We start from the raw sequence: 18,750 nt of genomic DNA on the forward strand, positions 1-18,750 counted from the left end.
CATGATTTCAGACCCAACCAAAAGATTTACTGACAGGGTTGATAATTATGTAAAATATCGCCCTAACTATCCTGATGAAGTGATTTCTTATCTGCAAAAGGAATGCGGGCTAACCAGTAATTCGGTAATTGCTGATGTTGGCGCGGGAACCGGCATATTTACCGGTTTGCTGTTGAATAAAGGCTATAAAGTTTATGCTGTTGAGCCAAATGAGGCCATGTTGCAGGCGGCTATTGATCAGTATGGTAATAATTCCCAATTTATACCTGTAAATGGCACTGCCGAGGCAACAACCTTGCCTATAAACACAATTGACTTAATAGTTTGTGCCCAGGCATTCCATTGGTTTAACGAAGAAAAAACAGCAGTTGAGTTTAAAAGAATATTGAAAACAGGTGTAAAGGCAGCCCTGGTATGGAACAATCGTTTACCCGATGCTGATGAATTTTCAAAAGCTTATGAAAACCTTTTGAAGCAGGATGCTATCGATTATAACAAAGTTAATCACCGCAAAATAGGAGAAATTAATTTTAAGCGCTTTTTTAAAGATGGTAATTACTCGGTAACCAAGTTTCCCAATGAACAGGTTTTTGATTTGGATGGACTTTTTGGGCGGACATTCTCCTCATCCTATGTTCCGGCTGAAGGAAGCGAAGAAGGAGGAAAATTCAGAACACTGTTAAAAGATGTTTTTGACCGCTATAATCAAAACGGGCAGGTAAGCTTTCATTACCAAACAGAAATTTACATGGGCGAAGTTTAAGCTCAAGCGGTTCTTTCAGTTTCAGGTATTTTCTTGATTCCCTCTTTAGCTTTGTTAAACCAGGTACGGTTGGCTTTTCTTTCAACAGCACCTAACTGGGATTCTTCATCCAGCATATCTTTAAAAACTTGCCAGGCATCTTTTTCGCGGCCAACCCGAACTAAAAACAAGCCATATTGATAACGCGGCTCGTAATAGGAGTAGCGACCCTTCATGGCTTTAAATTCATTTTCAGCCTGTTCCAATTCACCCAGATTTTCCAGCGAAAGTGCGTAAACAATATGGGCCTTTGAGCGGGCAAACTGTGGTAGTTTATATAATTTTTCCCCTAGTGGGATTACCTCACTATAACGCTGCTGATTAAAATAAGCAATTATTAACTGCGCCATAACATGCTCGTTTTCGGCAAAAGCGCCGGTAAGACTGCCGGTATATAAATCAATGGCCTTATCTGTGAAGCCCGCTGCCAGGTAAGCGTCGGCAAGACTTATCTTATTAGCGAAAGTATCAGAAAAACGCAGTTGCTCTTCCAGCTTTTTGATCTTTAAGCCTGGGTTCAAAACCTCGCTAACATTTACATTAATAGTTGGCTTTATATAGCTTCTGCGATTTGAAAGTATTTCTTTATAAATGTAGAATGCGCTACCTAAAAGAGGTAAAAATATAATGAAAAAAATCCAGTTGTTTAAAGTGCCTCTGCGGTAACTGTGTACAGCACAATAAATCTGCAAGGCAATAATCAAATAGTAATAGGATCCGTAGTTGAAAAACATCTGTTAGTTTTATATTATTGTGATAATAATATCCAAAAATAAAAAAATAACGCATTAAGCGATATGTTTTAGTTGGAGGGGATGTGAATAGTGTAGTAAATTGTTCACTTACGCTAATTGGTTTTTTATAAAAATAAAACCTACCTTGCAGCAGGAAATGGTGTCTTCCTTTTAAAAACCGCGTTTGCTGATGGCGCCTGCAATACCCCTCCACAGGAATAAATCTGTTGGACAATTTTTTTTGCAGGTGAAATTTTTAAACAATTATTCAAACAAGACACTATTTTTACCGGGAAACTCTATCCCGCTACCCCATGTTTTCAACAGCCTTTCTTATAACCTTCAAATAATAATCTGCAATGACTGAAAATAATTCCTTTTCATTTAAAGAGCATATTGCCATTTTTAAACAGCTAGTACGGTGGACAATATTAGTATTCCCTGTTGCCATAGCTATTGGCAGTATGGTAGCCTTTTTTCTATGGCTACTTAGTACGGCCATTCATTTCAGGTTCAGTCATCCATGGCTGTTGTTTTTGTTGCCATTAGCGGGTTTATTAATTCATTTTATTTATCAATCGGTAGGTAAATCATCCGAAAAAGGCAATAACCTCATCACCGAACAAATTCATGAGGCGGGGGGCGGTATACCTAAAAGGATGGCGCCCATTATTTTAATTACTACCGTTATTACCCATTTATTCGGTGGTTCTGCCGGGCGCGAGGGTACGGCAGTGCAGATTGGCGGCAGCATAGCCGCAATGTTTGGCAGATGGTTTAAACTAAAAGGCGTAGACATTCGCATCATACTAATAGCTGGGGTTGCAGCCGGTTTCGGGGCTGTTTTCGGTACGCCGGTCACCGGAGCCGTATTTGCTATGGAAGTACTAACCATTGGCAAGATTCAATACCACGCGCTCATCCCGGCCTTAATTGCAGCCGTAATTGGCGATTTAACGGTTAAAGCCTGGCACGTAACCCATGTACAATACCATATTGATCCAATAGCACCGGGTGTTAATTTATTCACTGGTTTTTTTCATTTCGATGTTTTGTTGTTGGGTAAGGTAATTATCTCATCAGCTGCATTTGGCTTGGCCAGTTTTTTATTCGCCCGTATGGTGCACGAAATAAAAGCTGTTTGCATTAAACTGTTTAAGTATAAATGGATGATCCCTGTTTTTGGCGGCTTAGTGATTATTGGCATTACCCTGCTTATTGGCAAGCCCGATTATTTAAGCTTAGGGGTTGATGCAGAGCATCCGGGAGCCGTAACCATTCCATCTGCATTCAGTGCAGGAGGTGCTGATACCTGGAGCTGGCTATGGAAAACCATTTATACTACTATTACGCTGGGTACAGGGTTTAAAGGTGGGGAGGTAACACCCTTGTTTTATATTGGTGCTACATTGGGTAACACACTATCGCAATTATTAAATGCGCCGGTAAGTCTTTTTGCGGCACTGGGTTTCATTGCCGTATTCTCGGGTGCTACCAACACGCCATTAGCCTGTACCTTTATGGGGGTTGAACTTTTTGGTGGCGAACATGTGCTGCTATTTGCCGTGGCTTGTTTTACAGCTTATATTTTTAGCGGGCATTCGGGCATTTATAGTGCACAGCGTATCGGTGTTCCTAAAGTGCCGGATGATGGTTATATGGATGAATCCTCGCTGGCAGAAGCTATGAAGCGGAGGGGATACCTGCACCAAAAGCTTCGCAGATACCGTCTTTCATTTAAAAAAAGTGATGGGTTGGGGAATAGTTAATGTACTTATATCTGTGGAGATTTAAAGACGGTCAAATATTCATAATCTGTTTCATCCATATGGGGATTAATTTTTTGCGCTCCTGCATCAGCTGATAGAACTCATCGCTGTTAAAATTTCCGGTTTGGAGCAACTGTGGCCGGGTTAAAAATGGAAACATAATCATGCCCGAAATATTCCAGACCAGGTTTATGGGGTGGAAATTGATTTTACCATCTGTTTCCAAAGCCCGGAGTTGTTTGGCAAAATGTGAATTGACCAATAATTTTATGTTACTGATTACAGGTAATTTGGTTGAGCCGGCCATCACTTCGTTCACCATAAAAAACGGAAAGTCTGGATTTTCCAACACCTGGTCAATATAGTAGCCAACACAAACTTCTATTTTTTCAAACAGGGAGGTGTTTTCATCATTTAATACAGGCTCTACTTTGTTAAATAGCTTCTGAATGCTTTCTTCCATAATAAAGGCAAACAGTTTTTCTTTACTGCGGAAATAATAGTTAATGGAAGCCACATTAATATCAGCCTCGGTAGCAATATCCCGAATGGTAGTAGCCAGAAATCCCTTTTTTGTAAAGATCATTCTGGCTGCATCCTTTATTCTTTCTTCTGTTGAAACGTCTGTTGCTTCTGTCATAATTATTTCAAATTTAATTATTGCAGAACAAATAATCATTTAAATAAATTTGAGGCTAGTGAGCATCTGCAATGGCTTTCTGGCCTTTTCTGAATGGAGCCAGGTAAAGCAGTGGAATGCTGATGAGCATAACTATACCAACAACCCAATAAGCATCGTTATAGCTCAGTAATGCACTTTGCTGGTTAACAACACCATCAATAGCGCGGTAAGCTAAATTGGTAGCATCCAGAAAGGATTTGCCTTTAGCCATAAAAGCATGTACATAGCCATTAAATCTTTCAGTATAATAAGGATTATAAATATTAACATAACTTAAAAGGTTATTACGGTGTGTAGCTGAGCGGACGTGTATTAGTGTAGTTAGGCCTGCAATACCAAATGACCCGCCTAGTTGGCGCATCATATTGTTGAGGCCGGTACCCTGGCCAATTTCATGTCCCTTTAAGCCACCTATGGCCAAAGTGGTAAGTGGTACAAATAGCAAGGCTAAACCAATACCCCTTATGGCTAAGGGCCAGAAAAAGTCGCCGGTGCCGGTAGCTAGTGTTGAATGGCTGAGCATAGAGGAGAAAATAAAAAATAAAATCATACCCGCAGTTGCCATAAATTGAGCAGGTACACCTTTATTGAGCATAATACCGATAAAAGGCATCGTGAGTACAGTAAACATCCCACCAGGAAATAAAATTTCGCCGGTTTGCTGTGCCGTAAAACCCAGTAAGCTCTGGCAAAATACCGGGAATACAAAAGTCGATCCATACAAACCTACCCCCAAAACAAAGGAGGTAAACATCCCGGCGGAAAAGCTCCTGTTCCGCATAATTTTAAAATTTACTATTGGATGGTCGGTGCTCAACTCACGCCAGATAAAAAGCAACAGGCCCAATACCGCAGTAACTGTTAGTACAATAATATAGTTGGTTGAAAACCAGTCTTCATCTTCACCTTTTTCCAATATAGTTTGCAGGCTGCCTACAGCTATGGCTAATAAAGCAATTCCCCACCAGTCAATCGGCTTATCCCTGCCGGTTCTGGGTGTTGTCCTCACAAATAGGTAAGTGAACGTTGCAGCCAAACATCCAACGGGGATATTTACATAAAAGATCCAGCGCCAGGCAGCATGATCCGTAATATAGCCACCAATAGTTGGACCGATGGTAGGGCCTACAACCGCACCAAGACCAAACAGAGCTGTAGCTGTACCAACCTGATCGGCCGGCCAGGTATCTAACAAAATAGCCTGGGCTGTTGAAAGTAAACCACCGCCCGCAAAGCCCTGCAATACACGAAAGCCGATAAGTTCTGTAAGGCTATGTGCATTTCCGCATAGAAAAGAAGCAATGGTAAATAAAATGATGGAAGCTAAAAAATAGCTCTTTCGTCCAAAAAAACTACCCAGCCAGCCCGACATGGGCAAAATAATAACGTTAGCCACGCTGTAGCCGGTAACTACCCAGGCCGCATCGGTTAGTGTGGCGCCAAGGTTTCCCTGTATTTGAGGGATAGAGACGTTTACAATAGTGGTATCAATTAATTCCAGCAGCGAAGCTGTAATTACAGTAATGGTAATAATCCATTTTCTAAATCCGGTTTCAGCCATTTTAATATGTATTTCGGTTGATATTCATTTTAAAAACAAAAACAAAATTAATCAATCGATTAATTAAAACAACTGTTTGAATCAATCGATTGGACTTATGGCATTTTTATGACGAAGCATAACGGGGAGTAACCTTTCAGCAAATGGAGCAAGAGTGTTTTTTATGAATATTAAGATTAATGATAGTTTCTATTTACTTTGCTTATTCAAGTATCTGGTAATAAATGGATGGCAAAATGAGAAGAGGGATGGACAGACGAACGAACTTTATATCCGGCTTTATAAAAAAATAAACAATATGGGAAACTATAGCATTGTATTAATTATACTGGCCATTATGATCAGTCTTTCGGCTCTTGCTGAAAGGATAAAGTTACCCTACCCGGTATTATTGGTACTGGGAGGTATAGCTATAGGTTTTTTTCCGTGGTTGCCCAATATATCCCTAGATCCGGAAATTATCTTCCTGATTTTTTTACCCCCATTGCTATTTGAGGCCGCATTTAACATATCCTTTGGCGAATTCAAAACTAATATTAACACCATTGGCACGTTGGCCATATCCCTGGTGTTTTTAACAACCGTGGGTATAGCAGTTGCTGCACATTACATGATTCCGGGCATGACTTGGCCGCTTTCCTTTGTTTTGGGTGCTATATTATCAGCGACTGATAGCGTAGCCGCAACCAGCATTACCAAAGGACTTAACCTTCAGCATAAAACCATTACCATACTGGAGGGCGAAAGCCTGGTGAACGATGCCTCGGCATTAGTGGCTTACCGGTTTGCTGTGGCAGCAGTAACAGGTGTTACATTTGTATTATGGAAAGCTTCCATCCAATTTGTAGGGCTGATGGCGGGTGGGTTATTGGTTGGCTATGTAATGGCTAAAATATTAACCTTTGTTTTGGATAGGGTAAAACAAAATAACTTGGTTATTATCAGTTTTATGCTTTTGCAGCCTTTCATTACTTATGTGGTTGCCGAAGATCTGCATGTATCAGGGGTTATAGCCGTGGTTACTCTGGGTTTAATAATGGCACGGGTTAAAAATAAAGAGGTACCGGTTAGTTTACGGCAACAGTCCAAATCAATATGGGAAATCATTATTTTTTTACTGAACGGGTTGATTTTTATCCTAATCGGTTTACAACTGCCTTTTGTGGTTAAAAGCATCCATAGTAATTATGTACTGCTGCAATATGTTGGCTATGCATTTATCATAACGATAACGGCTTTATTGCTAAGAATGGCTCGTGTATTTCTGCAAAAAATAAATCTTCAGCGCGCCTTTAAAAAAGGGCGTAAAAAAGTAACCGAGGATGCCCTGCTCGATTTTAAAAACAGTCTGATCATCAGTTGGTCGGGCATGCGGGGAATAGTGTCCTTAGCCATTGCCATAGGGTTGCCGATTACGTTAAGTGATGGTACACCATTTCCTGAGCGTTCTGCCATTATTTTCATTTCAGTGATAGTGGTTCTTTTTACATTGATTGGACAGGGGCTTACTTTGCCCTGGCTGGTAAAGCGATTGAAAATTAAATAACCTGATTGGAGTAAGTATATTTGTTACTATAAACCAATTACGAGATGAAAGCAGTAAACATTACACTGACCTTTAATGGCCAAACAGAAGAGGCCTTTAATTTTTATAAATCCGTTTTCGGCGGAGAATTTATTCATATACAGAGGATGAAGGATATACCAGGTCCGGAGCCTGTTGTAGGCGCGGAAGGAGAAAAAATTCTTCACGTAGCCTTACCTATTGGCGGTGCCGTTTTAAACGGAATGGATATTCCGCAGGGCCGCCCGCAGAGTAACCGGGGAGATAATTTTATGATAACCCTTGAAACCGAAAGCGAAGACGAAACTACCAAAATATTTAACGGATTGGCTGAAGGCGGCTTTGTAATGATGCCCCTTGCTCAACAGTTTTGGGCTACCTATTTTGGGATGGTAAAAGACAAGTTCGGTATTCAGTGGATGTTAAGTTATATTAAATAAGTCGGTTCGTTATTTATAAAATCCAGCGTAGCCGCTTTTTTTGAATTCGAAAGAACAATAATCTATCGTACCGGGTTTATACCCGGTTTTTTATTGCTCAAGTTTAACAGCTATTGCGTTGCATTGATAAATTTTCCTACATTTAAATTTACAAAAACTTCACCAATATTTAACCCTTAACTTGGACTCACTATTTAACGTAAGCACTACACAAAACATTTATGGTAATGAATTACTGAAACTTAGCCTTTCGGTAATCATCGGCTGCACGCTCGGTCTTGAACGCGAAATAAGAGGCAAGTCAGCAGGCTTCCGTACGCTTGCTTTAATATGTTTTGGTGCCACTATTTTTACCATATGTTCCTATCTGTTAGGTGTTGAAGATAACCGCGACAGGATAGCTGCCAACGTCCTTACCGGTGTAGGTTTTCTGGGTGCAGGGGTTATATACCGTACCAATGTCTCTATTTCGGGTATTACCACGGCTGCATCTATATGGGTAGCCGCAGCTATTGGTATGTTTATCGGTATTGGCGATTACCTGCTTGCTATTATTTCCGCTGGATTTTCTTTAATCATCTTGTATGTTTTGGATTTTGTTCAGCTGCGGATTGATTACCGGTTTGAACATCGTAATTACACTGTTGTTTTTACACGGGAAATAGAGGTTGAGACATTTTATGAATATGCAAAATCACTCAGTATCAAATTTCATAAAACAAAACTCTACCGAAAGGATAACCAGATAACCATTGAATTTGAAGTATCTGGCAAGGAATTTAATCTGCATTTCTTTAACAAATGGCTCTTGGAAAATAAGATGGTCATTTCCTTTGAGTGGTAAACAAATCTGGTAATTAAATTAAATCACAAATAAAATATGTCTGCACTCGCTGAAAGATTGGAAGCATTTAATGACAAGTTAATACCTGCCATGGTTCAGCTTAAATACAAGCACATGGCCGAAAGTGCTTTCCGCTTTTTGAGAGGTACATGCCACCTGTTTTATGAAGATTTGAGCAAGGCAAAAGACTTTCCATCATCGCCCAATACCTGGATCAGCGGTGATTTGCATCTCGAAAACTTTGGGAGTTTTAAGGGCAACAACCGCATGGTTTATTTTGACCTGAATGATTTTGATGAGGCCATGCTGGCTCCGGCAGCCTGGGAAGTGGTAAGGGTACTGACCAGTATTTTTGTGGCTTTTGATACCTTGAAGATTGATAAGGCGGAAGCGAAAAAAACAGCAAAATTATTCCTTTCAACCTATAGCGAAATACTGGCTTGTGGTAAAGCTTATTACATTGATCCGCGTACTGCCGAAGGGATAGTCAGAAGCTTTTTAAAGAGCATTAAGAAACGCAAGGAGAGTGACCTGATTAAAAAGATTGCCGATGAAAAAGGTGATCAATTCAAAATAAAAATTGATAATCGTACGCATTTTGAGCTGGACAAAAAACTCCGGGCTGAACTGATATCCCATTTAACAGAATGGCTGAAAAGTAAAAACGGGTGGGCTAGTGATTATACCGTGAAAGATGCCGCTTTCCGTGTAGCCGGTACAGGTAGTATCGGGCTTAAGCGTTATATGTTTTTATTACAGAGCAATAAAAATAAAAAGAAGTACCTGCTGGTAGAAATGAAAGAGGCTGCTCCATCATCTCTCGCCCCTTATAATATTGTTAATCAATCCGATTGGGCATCGCAGGCCGAGCGGGTGGTAACGTTAAAACACCGGATGCAAAATATTTCGCCGGCATTGTTGAGCCCTAACGTTTTTAATGGTGATATTTACGTATTGCAGGAGATGCAGCCGCTTGCTGATAAAATCAGCTTTGAATCTATAGCAACAAAAAATGATTGCCTTGAACTGGTAATTAAAGATATGGCTTTACTTACTGCTTCAGCACAGATCCGCAGCGGCGGTATTCAACACTCAGCCATAATTGATGAGTTGATGGCTTTTGGCAAACAAACAACATGGCAGCAACCTTTATTGGATTATGCCATTAATTATTCAAAACAAGTTACTAAAGATTATAATCAGTTTATGGCTGATTATAAAAGTATTACGGCTTCTGCCGGTACCTAGGGAAACCAATTAACCGATTATAGTTTGTTTTTTTAATTTTTTAGAATTATGTCAGACCGCCGAAAGTTTTTGAAGCAGTTGGGGGGCACCGTTGTGCTTTCTTCTGCCGCACTTTCAAGCTTTGCAGCTATGGAAGATCATGAAAGGAGAATATTACAAGCCCCAAAAAGGATTAGCTCAAACGATAAAATACGCATAGCCACTATTGGTATGGGTATTATGGGCAATAATGATACCCGCGCTGCATTAAGCTGCCCCGGTGTTGAACTGGTGGGCTGTTGCGACTTGTACCAGGGGAGATTGCAGCATGCCAAAGAAGTGTTTGGTGCAAATATCTTCACCACGTCAGACTATCGGGAGATTTTGGACCGAAAAGACATTGATGCCGTAATTGTTGCCACTAGCGATAACTGGCACAGTACCATTGCTATTGAAGCCATGCATAAAGGCAAAGCTGTTTACAGCGAAAAGCCCATGGTGCATTATATCAGCGAAGGATTAAACGAGATTAAAGCGCAGCAAGAAACCAAGGCTATATTTCAGGTAGGCAGCCAGCGGGTAAGCAGTTTAGCATTTTTAAAGGCAAAGGAATTATACCAGGCAGGAGCCATAGGACAAATAAATTCTGTAGAAGCTTCTTTTAACCGCCAGGATGCGTTAGGTGCCTGGCAATATACCATTCCGCTGGATGCTTCACCGCAAACGGTTAACTGGGACCGGTTCCAGGCGATGGAAAAAACAAAGCTGCCTTACGAAAGCAACCGTTTTTTTAGGTGGCGCAATTACCGCGAATACGGTACGGGTGTTGCCGGCGATTTATTTGTGCACCTGTTATCGGGCATTCATTTTATAACTGACTCAAAAGGGCCGGATAAAATTTATTCCATTGGTGGTACTTATTACTGGAAGGATGGGAGAAATGTTCCGGACGTGATGACTGCCGTTATTGAATACCCCAATACAAAAGAACATCCTGCATTCCAGGTAGCGTTGCGGGTTAATTTTATCAGTGGTGAAGGTGAGCGTTCATCCACAAAAATAATAGGCTCTGAAGGAGTGATCGACTTGGATGATGACCAGGGTTTTACCATCCACAAAAATAAAATGGCGGCAGCTCCCGGTATAGGCGGGTGGGATTCACTAGGCACCTTTACCGAAGCCATGCAGAAACAATTGCTGGATAATTATAATACCAAATATTCAGATGCTGATAAGCAAAGGCCGGTGTTGCCGGGGGTAACCTATCAATCGCCGGCAGGGTACAATTCATCAAATGATCATTTTGCCAATTTTATGGATTCCATTCGTAATGGCAAGCCTGTTGTGGAGGATGCAGTTTTCGGTTTTAGGGCCGCAGCACCATGTTTGGCTTGTAACGATAGTTACTTCCAAAACAAAGTGATCCATTGGGATCCGGAGAATATGCGCTTGATTTAAAAAAACAAAAGGCGAAGGATCTATGAAAATCTTTCGCCTTTTGTCGAAGCGTGAAGCTCAAGTCCTCTCCTCCCGGAGAGGATTTAGGTGAGGCTTATTGCTTCTCAAACCTCGCTGCCCAGCCACCGCCTGATGCCATTTTGATGGTCAGTTTGTCTTTGGCAGTTACGGTGACCACCTTTTTGGTATAATCAGTACCATCACGATCGGCATTTATGCCGTCTTCAAATACAGTGGCTTTATAATTGCCATCGCCTAAAAATGAAAGATCAACGGTTATTTCACGTGGGGTCCAGTTGGTCATGGCACCGGCATACCAGGTGGTTCCTTTTTTACGGGCCATGCTGATAAAATCACCAACCTTACCATCTAACGCAACGGTAGTATCAAAAGTGGTAGGTATAGCATCTATAAAATCGGTGCTTTCCTGCTCACGCTGATAAATAGTCGGATTGTCTGCCAGCATTTGCAACGGAGCCTCAAATATAGCGTACATAGCCAACTGATGACTACGTGTACCTTGTGTCATCGGGTTTGAATTTACAGGTCTGAAATTACTTTTTGATGCATTGCGCATACCACCCGGGGTATAATCCATTGGACCCGACATCATACGGATAAAAGGAATGCTCACATCATAACCGGGTTGGTTATCAACGCCCCATTTCATATTTTCCAAACCTTTTACGCCTTCGCAGTTCACAATATTTGGCCAGGTGCGTTGTATACCACTTGGTTTATACATACCATGGTAGTCAACCATTAAATGATGAGCAGCAGCTTTTTGGGCAATTTCGTATAATGAGCTCACCATTTTCTGATCATCGCGATCAATAAAATCAATCTTAAAACCTTTTACGCCCATTTGCTCAAACTTGGTAAACAAACCTTCAGTGTCGCGAGTAATGCCATACCAGGTTGACCATAAAATAACGCCTATGTTTTTTTGCTTTCCATAATCAACTACTTGTTGCACATCCAGCTTCAATTTGTTCAGGTCGCCATCGTCAGACCATCCTTCATCAATAATAATATACTCCAGTTTATTTGCTGCCGCGAAGTCAATGTAGTATTTATAAGTAGGCACGTTAATGCCGGCTTTAAAGTCAACATGGGTAAGGTTCCAGTCGTTCCACCAGTCCCAGGCTACTTTGCCCGGTTTAATCCATGATAAATCAGCGATTTTTGATGGTTCAGCCAAACGTTGCATCATGTCGTTATCAGCCAGTTGCTTATCCTCGGTGCTGATTACCACCACGCGCCATGGGAAGCTGCGGGTTCCACTGGTTTTGGCGATATAATTTGTGCGGCTTTTTACAGAATAATTGATGCGGTTTAAAAACTCTTCAGTTGGGTATGGTGCAAATACCCCATGTAGATTTTGGCCTGCTCCGGGGGTTAAATACATACCCGGATAATCCTGCAAGTCGGCTTCCAGTATAGCAGCCTTTATAGAATTCCCAACATCAACCAGTACCGGTAAAAATGCCAGTGTATCTTTTTTAATTGCTGATAAATTGATATTATCATAATGCGCCTCAAACGAGCTGTTGAATTTATCTTTGTTGCGATAATCACTAGCAAATGGCAAAAAGGCCTTGTCATCATCTTTGAAATTAAAATTCGCTTCTTCGTTTATAATAGTGATCTCTCCTTTTTTCTGGGTGAAGAACCTGTAGGCTACACCATCATTATAGGCTCTTAAAATAAGGCCATAATCGCCTTTAAAAGTTAAAGTTAACTGATTGTAGTTGTTGCTTACCGAAGCTTTTTTATATATGGGCGTATTGATTGTTTCACTTACAGAAACCGATGCTGATTTTTTTACTATTGCATTTTTACCTAATACTTCTCCATCAGCCAGGTCGATGGCTATTGACGATGGCGTGATTATTTCGGTACTTTCGTGCTTAACTGACCAGTTGATAGCGCTACCCGTGGATACCGTTAAATTTGTTTTGCCATCCGGCGATTTTACAGAAAAGGTTTTGTTTGATTGAGCCAGCACCATCCCGAAAGGAAAAAAGGTGCAGATCAGTGCAATAGCTTTAAATTTCATCTGATAATAATTGAGGTTTTAATCGTGGTTTATAATTAAAACCGAAACTAAATAAATTACCCTATATTATATAATGTAATTTTGACATTTTTTAGCAGGATTTTGCGCTCGCATAGTCGACTCACCCGGTCGACGCTTCGCTGGACCTGTCCTCTCTCCGGCAAGCCGCAAAGAGGGTAGGAAAAAATAAAAAAAAGTAAATCTTCCCAGCCCTCTTTATGACTTGTCGTAGAGGGTGAACGAGCGAAGCGATGTTCGGTCAGCTATGCGCCAGAGAAGACAAGCGATAATCACTCATTAACCGTCGCCGGAAATCTCAATATCAATTGCGGATCGGGAATGTTTTGAAGATATTTTTCTTTTTCAGAGTAACGGCAAACGCCGGGATAATCGCCTTTTTTGCCTTCCATATCAAACATGAGCTGAAAGTGCAGGTGCGGCGGCCAGTTTCCATTTTCGGAAATATTGCCAAATGTTGCCAGTGGCTGATTGATGCTTACCGGCATGCCTACACTCAATTCATCGAGGCTTTTACGACTAAGGTGGCCGTACAAAGTGTAAAGCTTTAAACCATCAAGGTTATGTTCTAAGATGATGGCAGGGCCGTAGTCGCCAAAGTTATTGTTATCATTAAAGCTATGCACTTTACCTTGCAAGGGTACATAGACGGGCGTACCTGGTTGAGCCCATATATCTACACCTAAATGCAGGCGGCGAGGTTCGTCGCTTGTGTCAAAATGTTTGCTGCGGGCGTAAATGGTGCGATGTTCCATGTAACCGCCAATACCATATTTACAATTGTTTTTTTGCAATTGCTCATCAATCCAAATACTGAATTTAGCTGTATCACCAAAAGTTTCGGCGCTTAATTCAGTATTACTTGCGGTAAAATTGAAATGGTACAAGCTATCAGTAGTTGCGTCAAAATCAACTACTTTTCCAACAAGTTGCGGGTTAGTCTTTAGGTATTGGTTTAGCAGAACGTGGGCATCCATTAAATTATAACTATTCTGTGTCTGGTTGCCGGTCTTCCTTGCTTATTTTTTCAAATATTTTATCCATGCGCTCAACATATTCGCCGGTATCATCTACAAAAAACTCCAGCTGAGGAATTACCCTAACCTGGTCCTTTATACGGGCACCTAGTTTATACCTTATTTCGGATGAATGTGATTTAATGGTTTGCAGGGCCAGCTGCGAATTGGTATTGTTAAAAAAGCTTAAAAATATCCGTGCAATAGCTAAATCCGGCGTAACCCTTACCTTGGTAATGGTGATTAGTGTGTTGGGTAAATAGTTAATCCCTTCGCGCTGAAATATCGCTGCAAGGTCCTGTTGTATTACTCCTGCAAATTTTTGCTGACGTTTTGATTCCATGATTTTCTTTGAGCTGAAAGGTAAAAGCAGAAAGCTTAAAGCTAATATCTTTCGCGTAATTCTTTGTAAATTCTTTTGTTTTTATTCCCGTTTTCCAGCTTTCAGTTCAAAAAGTGATCCGCTTAATTACACTTATCCTGCGGAATTACTTTTGTTATTTTTACTAGTTTTTTTACTACCAGCGTACTATCATATTCTGATCCGAGGCCGTCCTTGCCCGATTTTACCTTTACGCCTTCTACCTCAACATAAACCGGCAAATAAGGTTTTTCGAAATTTAATTGAGAGTATTTTAATTCCAGTTGGCGTGAACTATCCGTTACCCAAAACTCGGTGCCGTTATCGCAATCCTTAAATGATTTTACTTCGGGCCCAAAACTATAAACCCCTTTATAAATAAGCGGTTTATCATTGCCAGAATTGCCCTTGCAGGCAAAAAAAGCCATAGGTGCTATAAATAGTAAATATTTTACAGGCCTTAATTGCATAAGATAGAAATATTATAAATCCTGTTTAATGTCGTTTAGTCCTTTGATACTTAACCTTGCGCTTATGCCTGATGCAATAACAGCTATTGCACCAACGGTTAAAAATACCAGGCCAAAGTCCGAAAGTCTTAATGCTACGGGGTATGCATCCATTACTGTCATCCGCGAACCCATTTTTACCAAACCAAAACGTTGTTGCAATATACAAAATATCAAACCTAAAACTATACCTGCAATACATCCTATTATGGATATCATCATCCCCTCAAAAAAGAATATGCCCTGAATAAGTTGTTTGTTGGCTCCTAAACTGGTTAAAACGGCAATATCTTTCCGTTTATCAATTACCAGCATGGTTAATGAGCCTATGATATTAAATATGGCAATAATCAGCACAAAAGTTAATATCATAAATATAAACCAGCGCTCATAGTTTAATGTTTTATAAAGTTCGGTATCCTGCTCCCTTCGGTTCTTTACGGTAAAATCTGTGCCTATTTTATTTTGGATGGAAAGCTGCACCTGATCAATATTAGTGCCTTTTTTGTAATCAATCTCAATGGATGATACATTTACCGGCTGACCCAATAAATCGCGTACAAAGCCAATTGGAGCTACGATGTTATCATCAAATTGTTGTTCAATGGCGAATACACCCGATGGATAAATGGAACGTACCACAAACTCATCCAACGGATTGGTACCTGGCCGCGAATCCCGCCTGGGGGCGTATATCTCTAAAGGAGCAAACTGGTCGTGTATGTTTATACTCAGGCTGCTTTGTATGTTTGAACCAATAACAGCGTAGTTTTTCCCTTCGGCTTTTAACGTAAATGAACCGCTTTGAATAGTACTATCCAGTTGTGGATTTTTTAAAAATTCATCACTTACGCCTCTTATGGTTCCGATGTATGGCTTGTTATCATACCTGATCAGCGCTTTTTCCTGTAAAACTTCGGTATAGGAAAATACTTTGGGGTCACGATGCAATGAATTAAAGTATACGGTGTTTGGATTAAACGTTTTACCCAGCCGTGGTTCTATTTTTATTTCAGGAGTAAAGTTGCTGTACAGGGACAGAATCACTTCTTCAAAGCCATTAAACACCGATAGAATAATAATTAAAGCTGCACTACCAATTAAAACCCCCAGCATGGAAATGCCCGAGATGATATTAATGGCATGCATTTTCTTAAGCGAAAATAAATACCTTTTTGCTATGTAAACGGAAGTGTTCAAATGGTGGGTGAATTTTTAATTGATTGAATTTAATAGGTGACCGGTTTTTTAACCAATGAACTATTGAACAGGTGGATTAATGGACTAAGTTAAAAAAGGATTATTTTGTTTTTCGTATTCTATAGTAGTTTCAGGGCCATGGCCAGGGTATACGGTGCAATCATCAGGTAAAGTAAATAGTTTTTGTTCAATATTATCAACCAGTTGGGTAAAGTTACCGCCCGGTAAATCAGTGCGACCAATGCTATTTCTGAATAACACATCACCGCCTACTAATATATTCGCTTCTTTGGCATAAAAACATAAGTGTGCCGGCGAATGGCCAGGTGCAAAAATGAGCGTAAGTTCTGTATTGCCAAATTTTATGGTACCGGTTTCAGGTAAATAGATGTCTGGTGTAGGTGATTGCTCATAGCGTATGCCCATGGCAGGTGCGTAGGCTATAACTGCTTCCAGCAATTCCTGTTCGCCTTTATTAAACTGTGGCTTTAATCCGTATTGATCAAAAATAAATTTATTGCCTAGTACGTGGTCAATATGGCAATGGGTATTGAGCAATAAAACCGGTTTTAAATTATGTTCCTTTATAAAGTTCACTACTTTATTCTGCTCCGCCGCGGTTTCCATTCCCGGATCAATAATGGCACATTCACCGCTTTCATCATATAGCAGGTAAGTGTTTTCCTGGTATGGGTTATTTACAAAAGATCGGATGTTAGTCATGGCGGTAAAAATACAGAATTATCAGTTTGGAATTTTCCATTTTAAATTAAAACAAAATTCAAAAAAAGTATATTGATGGTTAATGTAAAGTTTATTAACTTTAATCATTGATTTAATAAAAGCTTAGCCTTATTATCCGATTTGTGACTAACATCATGAAAAAAACAATCTTGATTTTGTGTTTAATAACGCTTGTTGGAGTTGCAACTAAAGCTCAATCAACTTCAATTAATTCTTTTATTGCTGATGATCAGGGGATTTTGATAAACTCCATTGCGCCGGATATTGTTTTGCCTGGAATTAATGGCTATGATATTGACGCCAATAAGTCGAACTATAAATATCTGCTGGTTAACTTTTGGGCAAGCTGGGATAGGGCATCAAGAAAACAGAATCCTTATTTTATTAAAGCGTTAGATAAATTTCAGAGCCAGGGTTTTGGTATCATGTCAGTATCAGTCGACTCAAATGTTGATTTTTGGCAACAAGCCATAAAAGAGGATGGAACATCCGGATTTTTGCACTTGATAGACCGCGATGGATTGAAAAGCGTATACCTGAAAGAGTTTAAAGTGGATTTTATACCAGCCAATTTTTTAATTGACAACACAGGGAAGGTCATTGCCAAAAACCTGCGCAAAAATGAGCTTTATAAGCTACTGGCTACCCTACTGCCCGATCATTAAATATCCATCACCTCTTTCTTTTTCTTGGTTTTCATCCGTTTAGGCAAAAAATCGAGGATTTCATTTTTTAGGGCTTCAATCATCCTGCGTTTTAAAAAATTCCGTTGTATCACTATACTAACCTCTCTTGCAGGTTCCGGCGATTTAAAGTAACGCACTTTATCCAGTTGTTTATCGGTCAGATCGGTTAGTGCCAGTTCGGGTAAAATAGTAGCACCGTTATTTTGGTCAACCATGCGTTTAAGGGTTTCAACACTGCCTGTATTGTATTCAAAATGTTTAAAACCCTGGGTAGACTTACGGCGTTGGCAAATATTCAGCACCTGTTCGCGCATGCAATGCCCTTCATTTAATATCCATATCTCTTCCATATCAATATCATCTGGACTGATGGTTTTCTTTTTGGATAGATTGCTGTTTTTAGATACATAAGCCACAAAGTTTTCATAAAAAACAGGTAGCTCGGTAAGGTTGCTTTCATGAAGCGGGGTTGAAAGTATGCCACAATCTATCATCCCCAGTTTTAGTTCATGAATTATTTGCTCAGTAGTCTGCTCCCAAACAACCAGTTTTACCTGTGGGTATTTTTCAATAAAGCCATGCAGTATTTTTGGTAAAATGTAAGGCGCAATGGTTGGGATAATGCCCACTTTCAATTCGCCCGACAATTCTTTTTTCCTGTCGGTGATGATCTCTTTAATTTTTTCGCTTTCTGATAACAGTATCCGCGCCTGCGTAATAATCTCTGTGCCTATTTCTGTTGGGGTTACCGGTTGTTTACTACGGTCAAATAATTTAACACCAAGAGTGTCTTCAAGCTTTTGTACTTGCATACTTAATGTAGGCTGGGTAACAAAACACTTTTCGGCGGCCAATACAAAACTGCGGTAAGTATCAACTGCAACAATATATTCAAGCTGGGTAATAGTCATGATAGTGAAATTTAGAATTTTAGTAGCCGGGGACAAAGATTCAACAATCGGGGGCAGGAATAAAGCAATATAAAATAAACGATTATTTATGACAAAAAATCAACAGATTATACTGTTTTTATAGTCAATTCGTTTAAGTTTTTTATTACCTTGGCTTATACCTGC

Annotated in this window: 18 protein-coding genes and 1 riboswitch; of the genes, 8 read left to right on the forward strand and 10 right to left on the reverse strand. The window is 40.1% G+C overall.

Going from position 1 to position 18,750, the window contains the following annotated elements:
- Window position 1 precedes the first annotated feature (1 nt).
- On the forward strand, window positions 2-763 hold the full coding sequence (locus tag JN11_RS07865) for a class I SAM-dependent methyltransferase (protein WP_144911417.1): 762 nt from the start codon (window positions 2-4) through the stop codon (window positions 761-763).
- Between the two features lie 2 nt (window positions 764-765).
- Here the strand turns inward: JN11_RS07865 and JN11_RS07870 are convergent, their stop codons facing one another.
- Window positions 766-1,536 carry a hypothetical protein gene (locus JN11_RS07870; RefSeq protein ID WP_144911419.1) on the reverse strand — a complete coding sequence of 257 codons (771 nt, stop codon included), beginning with the start codon at window positions 1,534-1,536 and terminating at the stop codon, window positions 766-768.
- Window positions 1,537-1,680: 144 nt separating this feature from the next.
- Window positions 1,681-1,743: riboswitch (Fluoride riboswitch) on the forward strand.
- Between the two features lie 152 nt (window positions 1,744-1,895).
- Here JN11_RS07870 and JN11_RS07875 point away from each other — a divergent pair.
- Window positions 1,896-3,305, forward strand: a complete 1,410-nt coding sequence (locus JN11_RS07875; protein WP_144911421.1) for a voltage-gated chloride channel family protein — start codon at window positions 1,896-1,898, stop codon at window positions 3,303-3,305.
- A 31-nt stretch (window positions 3,306-3,336) separates the two neighbouring features.
- On the opposite strand, the gene JN11_RS07880 is transcribed toward JN11_RS07875, so the two are convergent.
- Complete coding sequence (locus tag JN11_RS07880; protein WP_170227715.1) at window positions 3,337-3,945, reverse strand: TetR/AcrR family transcriptional regulator; 609 nt, start codon at window positions 3,943-3,945, stop codon at window positions 3,337-3,339.
- A 55-nt stretch (window positions 3,946-4,000) separates the two neighbouring features.
- Entirely contained in the window at window positions 4,001-5,548 is a 1,548-nt protein-coding gene (locus JN11_RS07885) for a DHA2 family efflux MFS transporter permease subunit (protein WP_144911425.1), read from the reverse strand.
- A 298-nt stretch (window positions 5,549-5,846) separates the two neighbouring features.
- Between JN11_RS07885 and JN11_RS07890 the strand changes: the two genes are divergently transcribed.
- From JN11_RS07890 to JN11_RS07910, 5 genes are all read left to right on the forward strand, one after another.
- Entirely contained in the window at window positions 5,847-7,094 is a 1,248-nt protein-coding gene (locus JN11_RS07890; protein WP_144911427.1) for a Na+/H+ antiporter, read from the forward strand.
- A gap of 44 nt (window positions 7,095-7,138) precedes the next feature.
- The gene (locus tag JN11_RS07895; RefSeq protein WP_144911429.1) at window positions 7,139-7,552 is read left to right on the forward strand and encodes a VOC family protein; all 414 of its coding nucleotides are present in this window, start codon (window positions 7,139-7,141) and stop codon (window positions 7,550-7,552) included.
- Window positions 7,553-7,733: 181 nt separating this feature from the next.
- On the forward strand, window positions 7,734-8,396 hold the full coding sequence (locus tag JN11_RS07900; protein ID WP_246138960.1) for an MgtC/SapB family protein: 663 nt from the start codon (window positions 7,734-7,736) through the stop codon (window positions 8,394-8,396).
- Window positions 8,397-8,432: 36 nt separating this feature from the next.
- Window positions 8,433-9,644, forward strand: a complete 1,212-nt coding sequence (locus tag JN11_RS07905) for a DUF2252 domain-containing protein (protein WP_144911431.1) — start codon at window positions 8,433-8,435, stop codon at window positions 9,642-9,644.
- Between the two features lie 48 nt (window positions 9,645-9,692).
- On the forward strand, window positions 9,693-11,081 hold the full coding sequence (locus tag JN11_RS07910) for a Gfo/Idh/MocA family oxidoreductase (protein ID WP_144911433.1): 1,389 nt from the start codon (window positions 9,693-9,695) through the stop codon (window positions 11,079-11,081).
- A 94-nt stretch (window positions 11,082-11,175) separates the two neighbouring features.
- On the opposite strand, the gene JN11_RS07915 is transcribed toward JN11_RS07910, so the two are convergent.
- From JN11_RS07915 to JN11_RS07940, 6 genes are all read right to left on the reverse strand, one after another.
- Window positions 11,176-13,140, reverse strand: coding sequence for a glycoside hydrolase family 97 protein (locus JN11_RS07915; RefSeq protein ID WP_144911434.1), 1,965 nt, complete (start codon window positions 13,138-13,140; stop codon window positions 11,176-11,178).
- 290 nt (window positions 13,141-13,430) lie between these two features.
- Window positions 13,431-14,135, reverse strand: coding sequence for a peptidoglycan DD-metalloendopeptidase family protein (locus tag JN11_RS07920; protein WP_144911436.1), 705 nt, complete (start codon window positions 14,133-14,135; stop codon window positions 13,431-13,433).
- Window positions 14,136-14,145: 10 nt separating this feature from the next.
- Entirely contained in the window at window positions 14,146-14,517 is a 372-nt protein-coding gene (rbfA, locus tag JN11_RS07925; protein WP_144911438.1) for a 30S ribosome-binding factor RbfA, read from the reverse strand.
- Between the two features lie 122 nt (window positions 14,518-14,639).
- Complete coding sequence (locus JN11_RS07930; protein WP_144911440.1) at window positions 14,640-15,005, reverse strand: hypothetical protein; 366 nt, start codon at window positions 15,003-15,005, stop codon at window positions 14,640-14,642.
- Window positions 15,006-15,017: 12 nt separating this feature from the next.
- Window positions 15,018-16,193, reverse strand: a complete 1,176-nt coding sequence (locus tag JN11_RS07935) for an FtsX-like permease family protein (protein ID WP_246138961.1) — start codon at window positions 16,191-16,193, stop codon at window positions 15,018-15,020.
- Window positions 16,194-16,328: 135 nt separating this feature from the next.
- Window positions 16,329-16,967, reverse strand: coding sequence for an MBL fold metallo-hydrolase (locus JN11_RS07940; protein ID WP_144911444.1), 639 nt, complete (start codon window positions 16,965-16,967; stop codon window positions 16,329-16,331).
- A gap of 155 nt (window positions 16,968-17,122) precedes the next feature.
- Here JN11_RS07940 and JN11_RS07945 point away from each other — a divergent pair, with 155 nt between their 5' ends.
- The gene (locus tag JN11_RS07945; protein ID WP_144911446.1) at window positions 17,123-17,653 is read left to right on the forward strand and encodes a peroxiredoxin family protein; all 531 of its coding nucleotides are present in this window, start codon (window positions 17,123-17,125) and stop codon (window positions 17,651-17,653) included.
- Here the strand turns inward: JN11_RS07945 and JN11_RS07950 are convergent.
- Window positions 17,650-18,585, reverse strand: coding sequence for a hydrogen peroxide-inducible genes activator (locus JN11_RS07950; protein WP_144911448.1), 936 nt, complete (start codon window positions 18,583-18,585; stop codon window positions 17,650-17,652). The two genes, JN11_RS07945 and JN11_RS07950, sit on opposite strands and share 4 nt — an antisense overlap.
- Window positions 18,586-18,750: the final 165 nt, after the last annotated feature.

This window comes from Mucilaginibacter frigoritolerans (assembly GCF_007830615.1).
Classification (GTDB): domain Bacteria; phylum Bacteroidota; class Bacteroidia; order Sphingobacteriales; family Sphingobacteriaceae; genus Mucilaginibacter; species Mucilaginibacter frigoritolerans.

Bases quoted from the DNA above. Each gene is read 5' to 3' on its own strand.
- JN11_RS07865 (WP_144911417.1), top strand. From the start codon at position 2: ATGATTTCAGACCCAACCAAAAGATTTACTGACAGGGTTGATAATTAT.
- JN11_RS07870 (WP_144911419.1), bottom strand. From the start codon at position 1,536: ATGTTTTTCAACTACGGATCCTATTACTATTTGATTATTGCCTTGCAG.
- JN11_RS07875 (WP_144911421.1), top strand. From the start codon at position 1,896: ATGACTGAAAATAATTCCTTTTCATTTAAAGAGCATATTGCCATTTTT.
- JN11_RS07880 (WP_170227715.1), bottom strand. From the start codon at position 3,945: ATGACAGAAGCAACAGACGTTTCAACAGAAGAAAGAATAAAGGATGCA.
- JN11_RS07885 (WP_144911425.1), bottom strand. From the start codon at position 5,548: ATGGCTGAAACCGGATTTAGAAAATGGATTATTACCATTACTGTAATT.
- JN11_RS07890 (WP_144911427.1), top strand. From the start codon at position 5,847: ATGGGAAACTATAGCATTGTATTAATTATACTGGCCATTATGATCAGT.
- JN11_RS07895 (WP_144911429.1), top strand. From the start codon at position 7,139: ATGAAAGCAGTAAACATTACACTGACCTTTAATGGCCAAACAGAAGAG.
- JN11_RS07905 (WP_144911431.1), top strand. From the start codon at position 8,433: ATGTCTGCACTCGCTGAAAGATTGGAAGCATTTAATGACAAGTTAATA.
- JN11_RS07910 (WP_144911433.1), top strand. From the start codon at position 9,693: ATGTCAGACCGCCGAAAGTTTTTGAAGCAGTTGGGGGGCACCGTTGTG.
- JN11_RS07915 (WP_144911434.1), bottom strand. From the start codon at position 13,140: ATGAAATTTAAAGCTATTGCACTGATCTGCACCTTTTTTCCTTTCGGG.
- JN11_RS07920 (WP_144911436.1), bottom strand. From the start codon at position 14,135: ATGGATGCCCACGTTCTGCTAAACCAATACCTAAAGACTAACCCGCAA.
- rbfA (WP_144911438.1), bottom strand. From the start codon at position 14,517: ATGGAATCAAAACGTCAGCAAAAATTTGCAGGAGTAATACAACAGGAC.
- JN11_RS07930 (WP_144911440.1), bottom strand. From the start codon at position 15,005: ATGCAATTAAGGCCTGTAAAATATTTACTATTTATAGCACCTATGGCT.
- JN11_RS07935 (WP_246138961.1), bottom strand. From the start codon at position 16,193: ATGCATGCCATTAATATCATCTCGGGCATTTCCATGCTGGGGGTTTTA.
- JN11_RS07940 (WP_144911444.1), bottom strand. From the start codon at position 16,967: ATGACTAACATCCGATCTTTTGTAAATAACCCATACCAGGAAAACACT.
- JN11_RS07945 (WP_144911446.1), top strand. From the start codon at position 17,123: ATGAAAAAAACAATCTTGATTTTGTGTTTAATAACGCTTGTTGGAGTT.
- JN11_RS07950 (WP_144911448.1), bottom strand. From the start codon at position 18,585: ATGACTATTACCCAGCTTGAATATATTGTTGCAGTTGATACTTACCGC.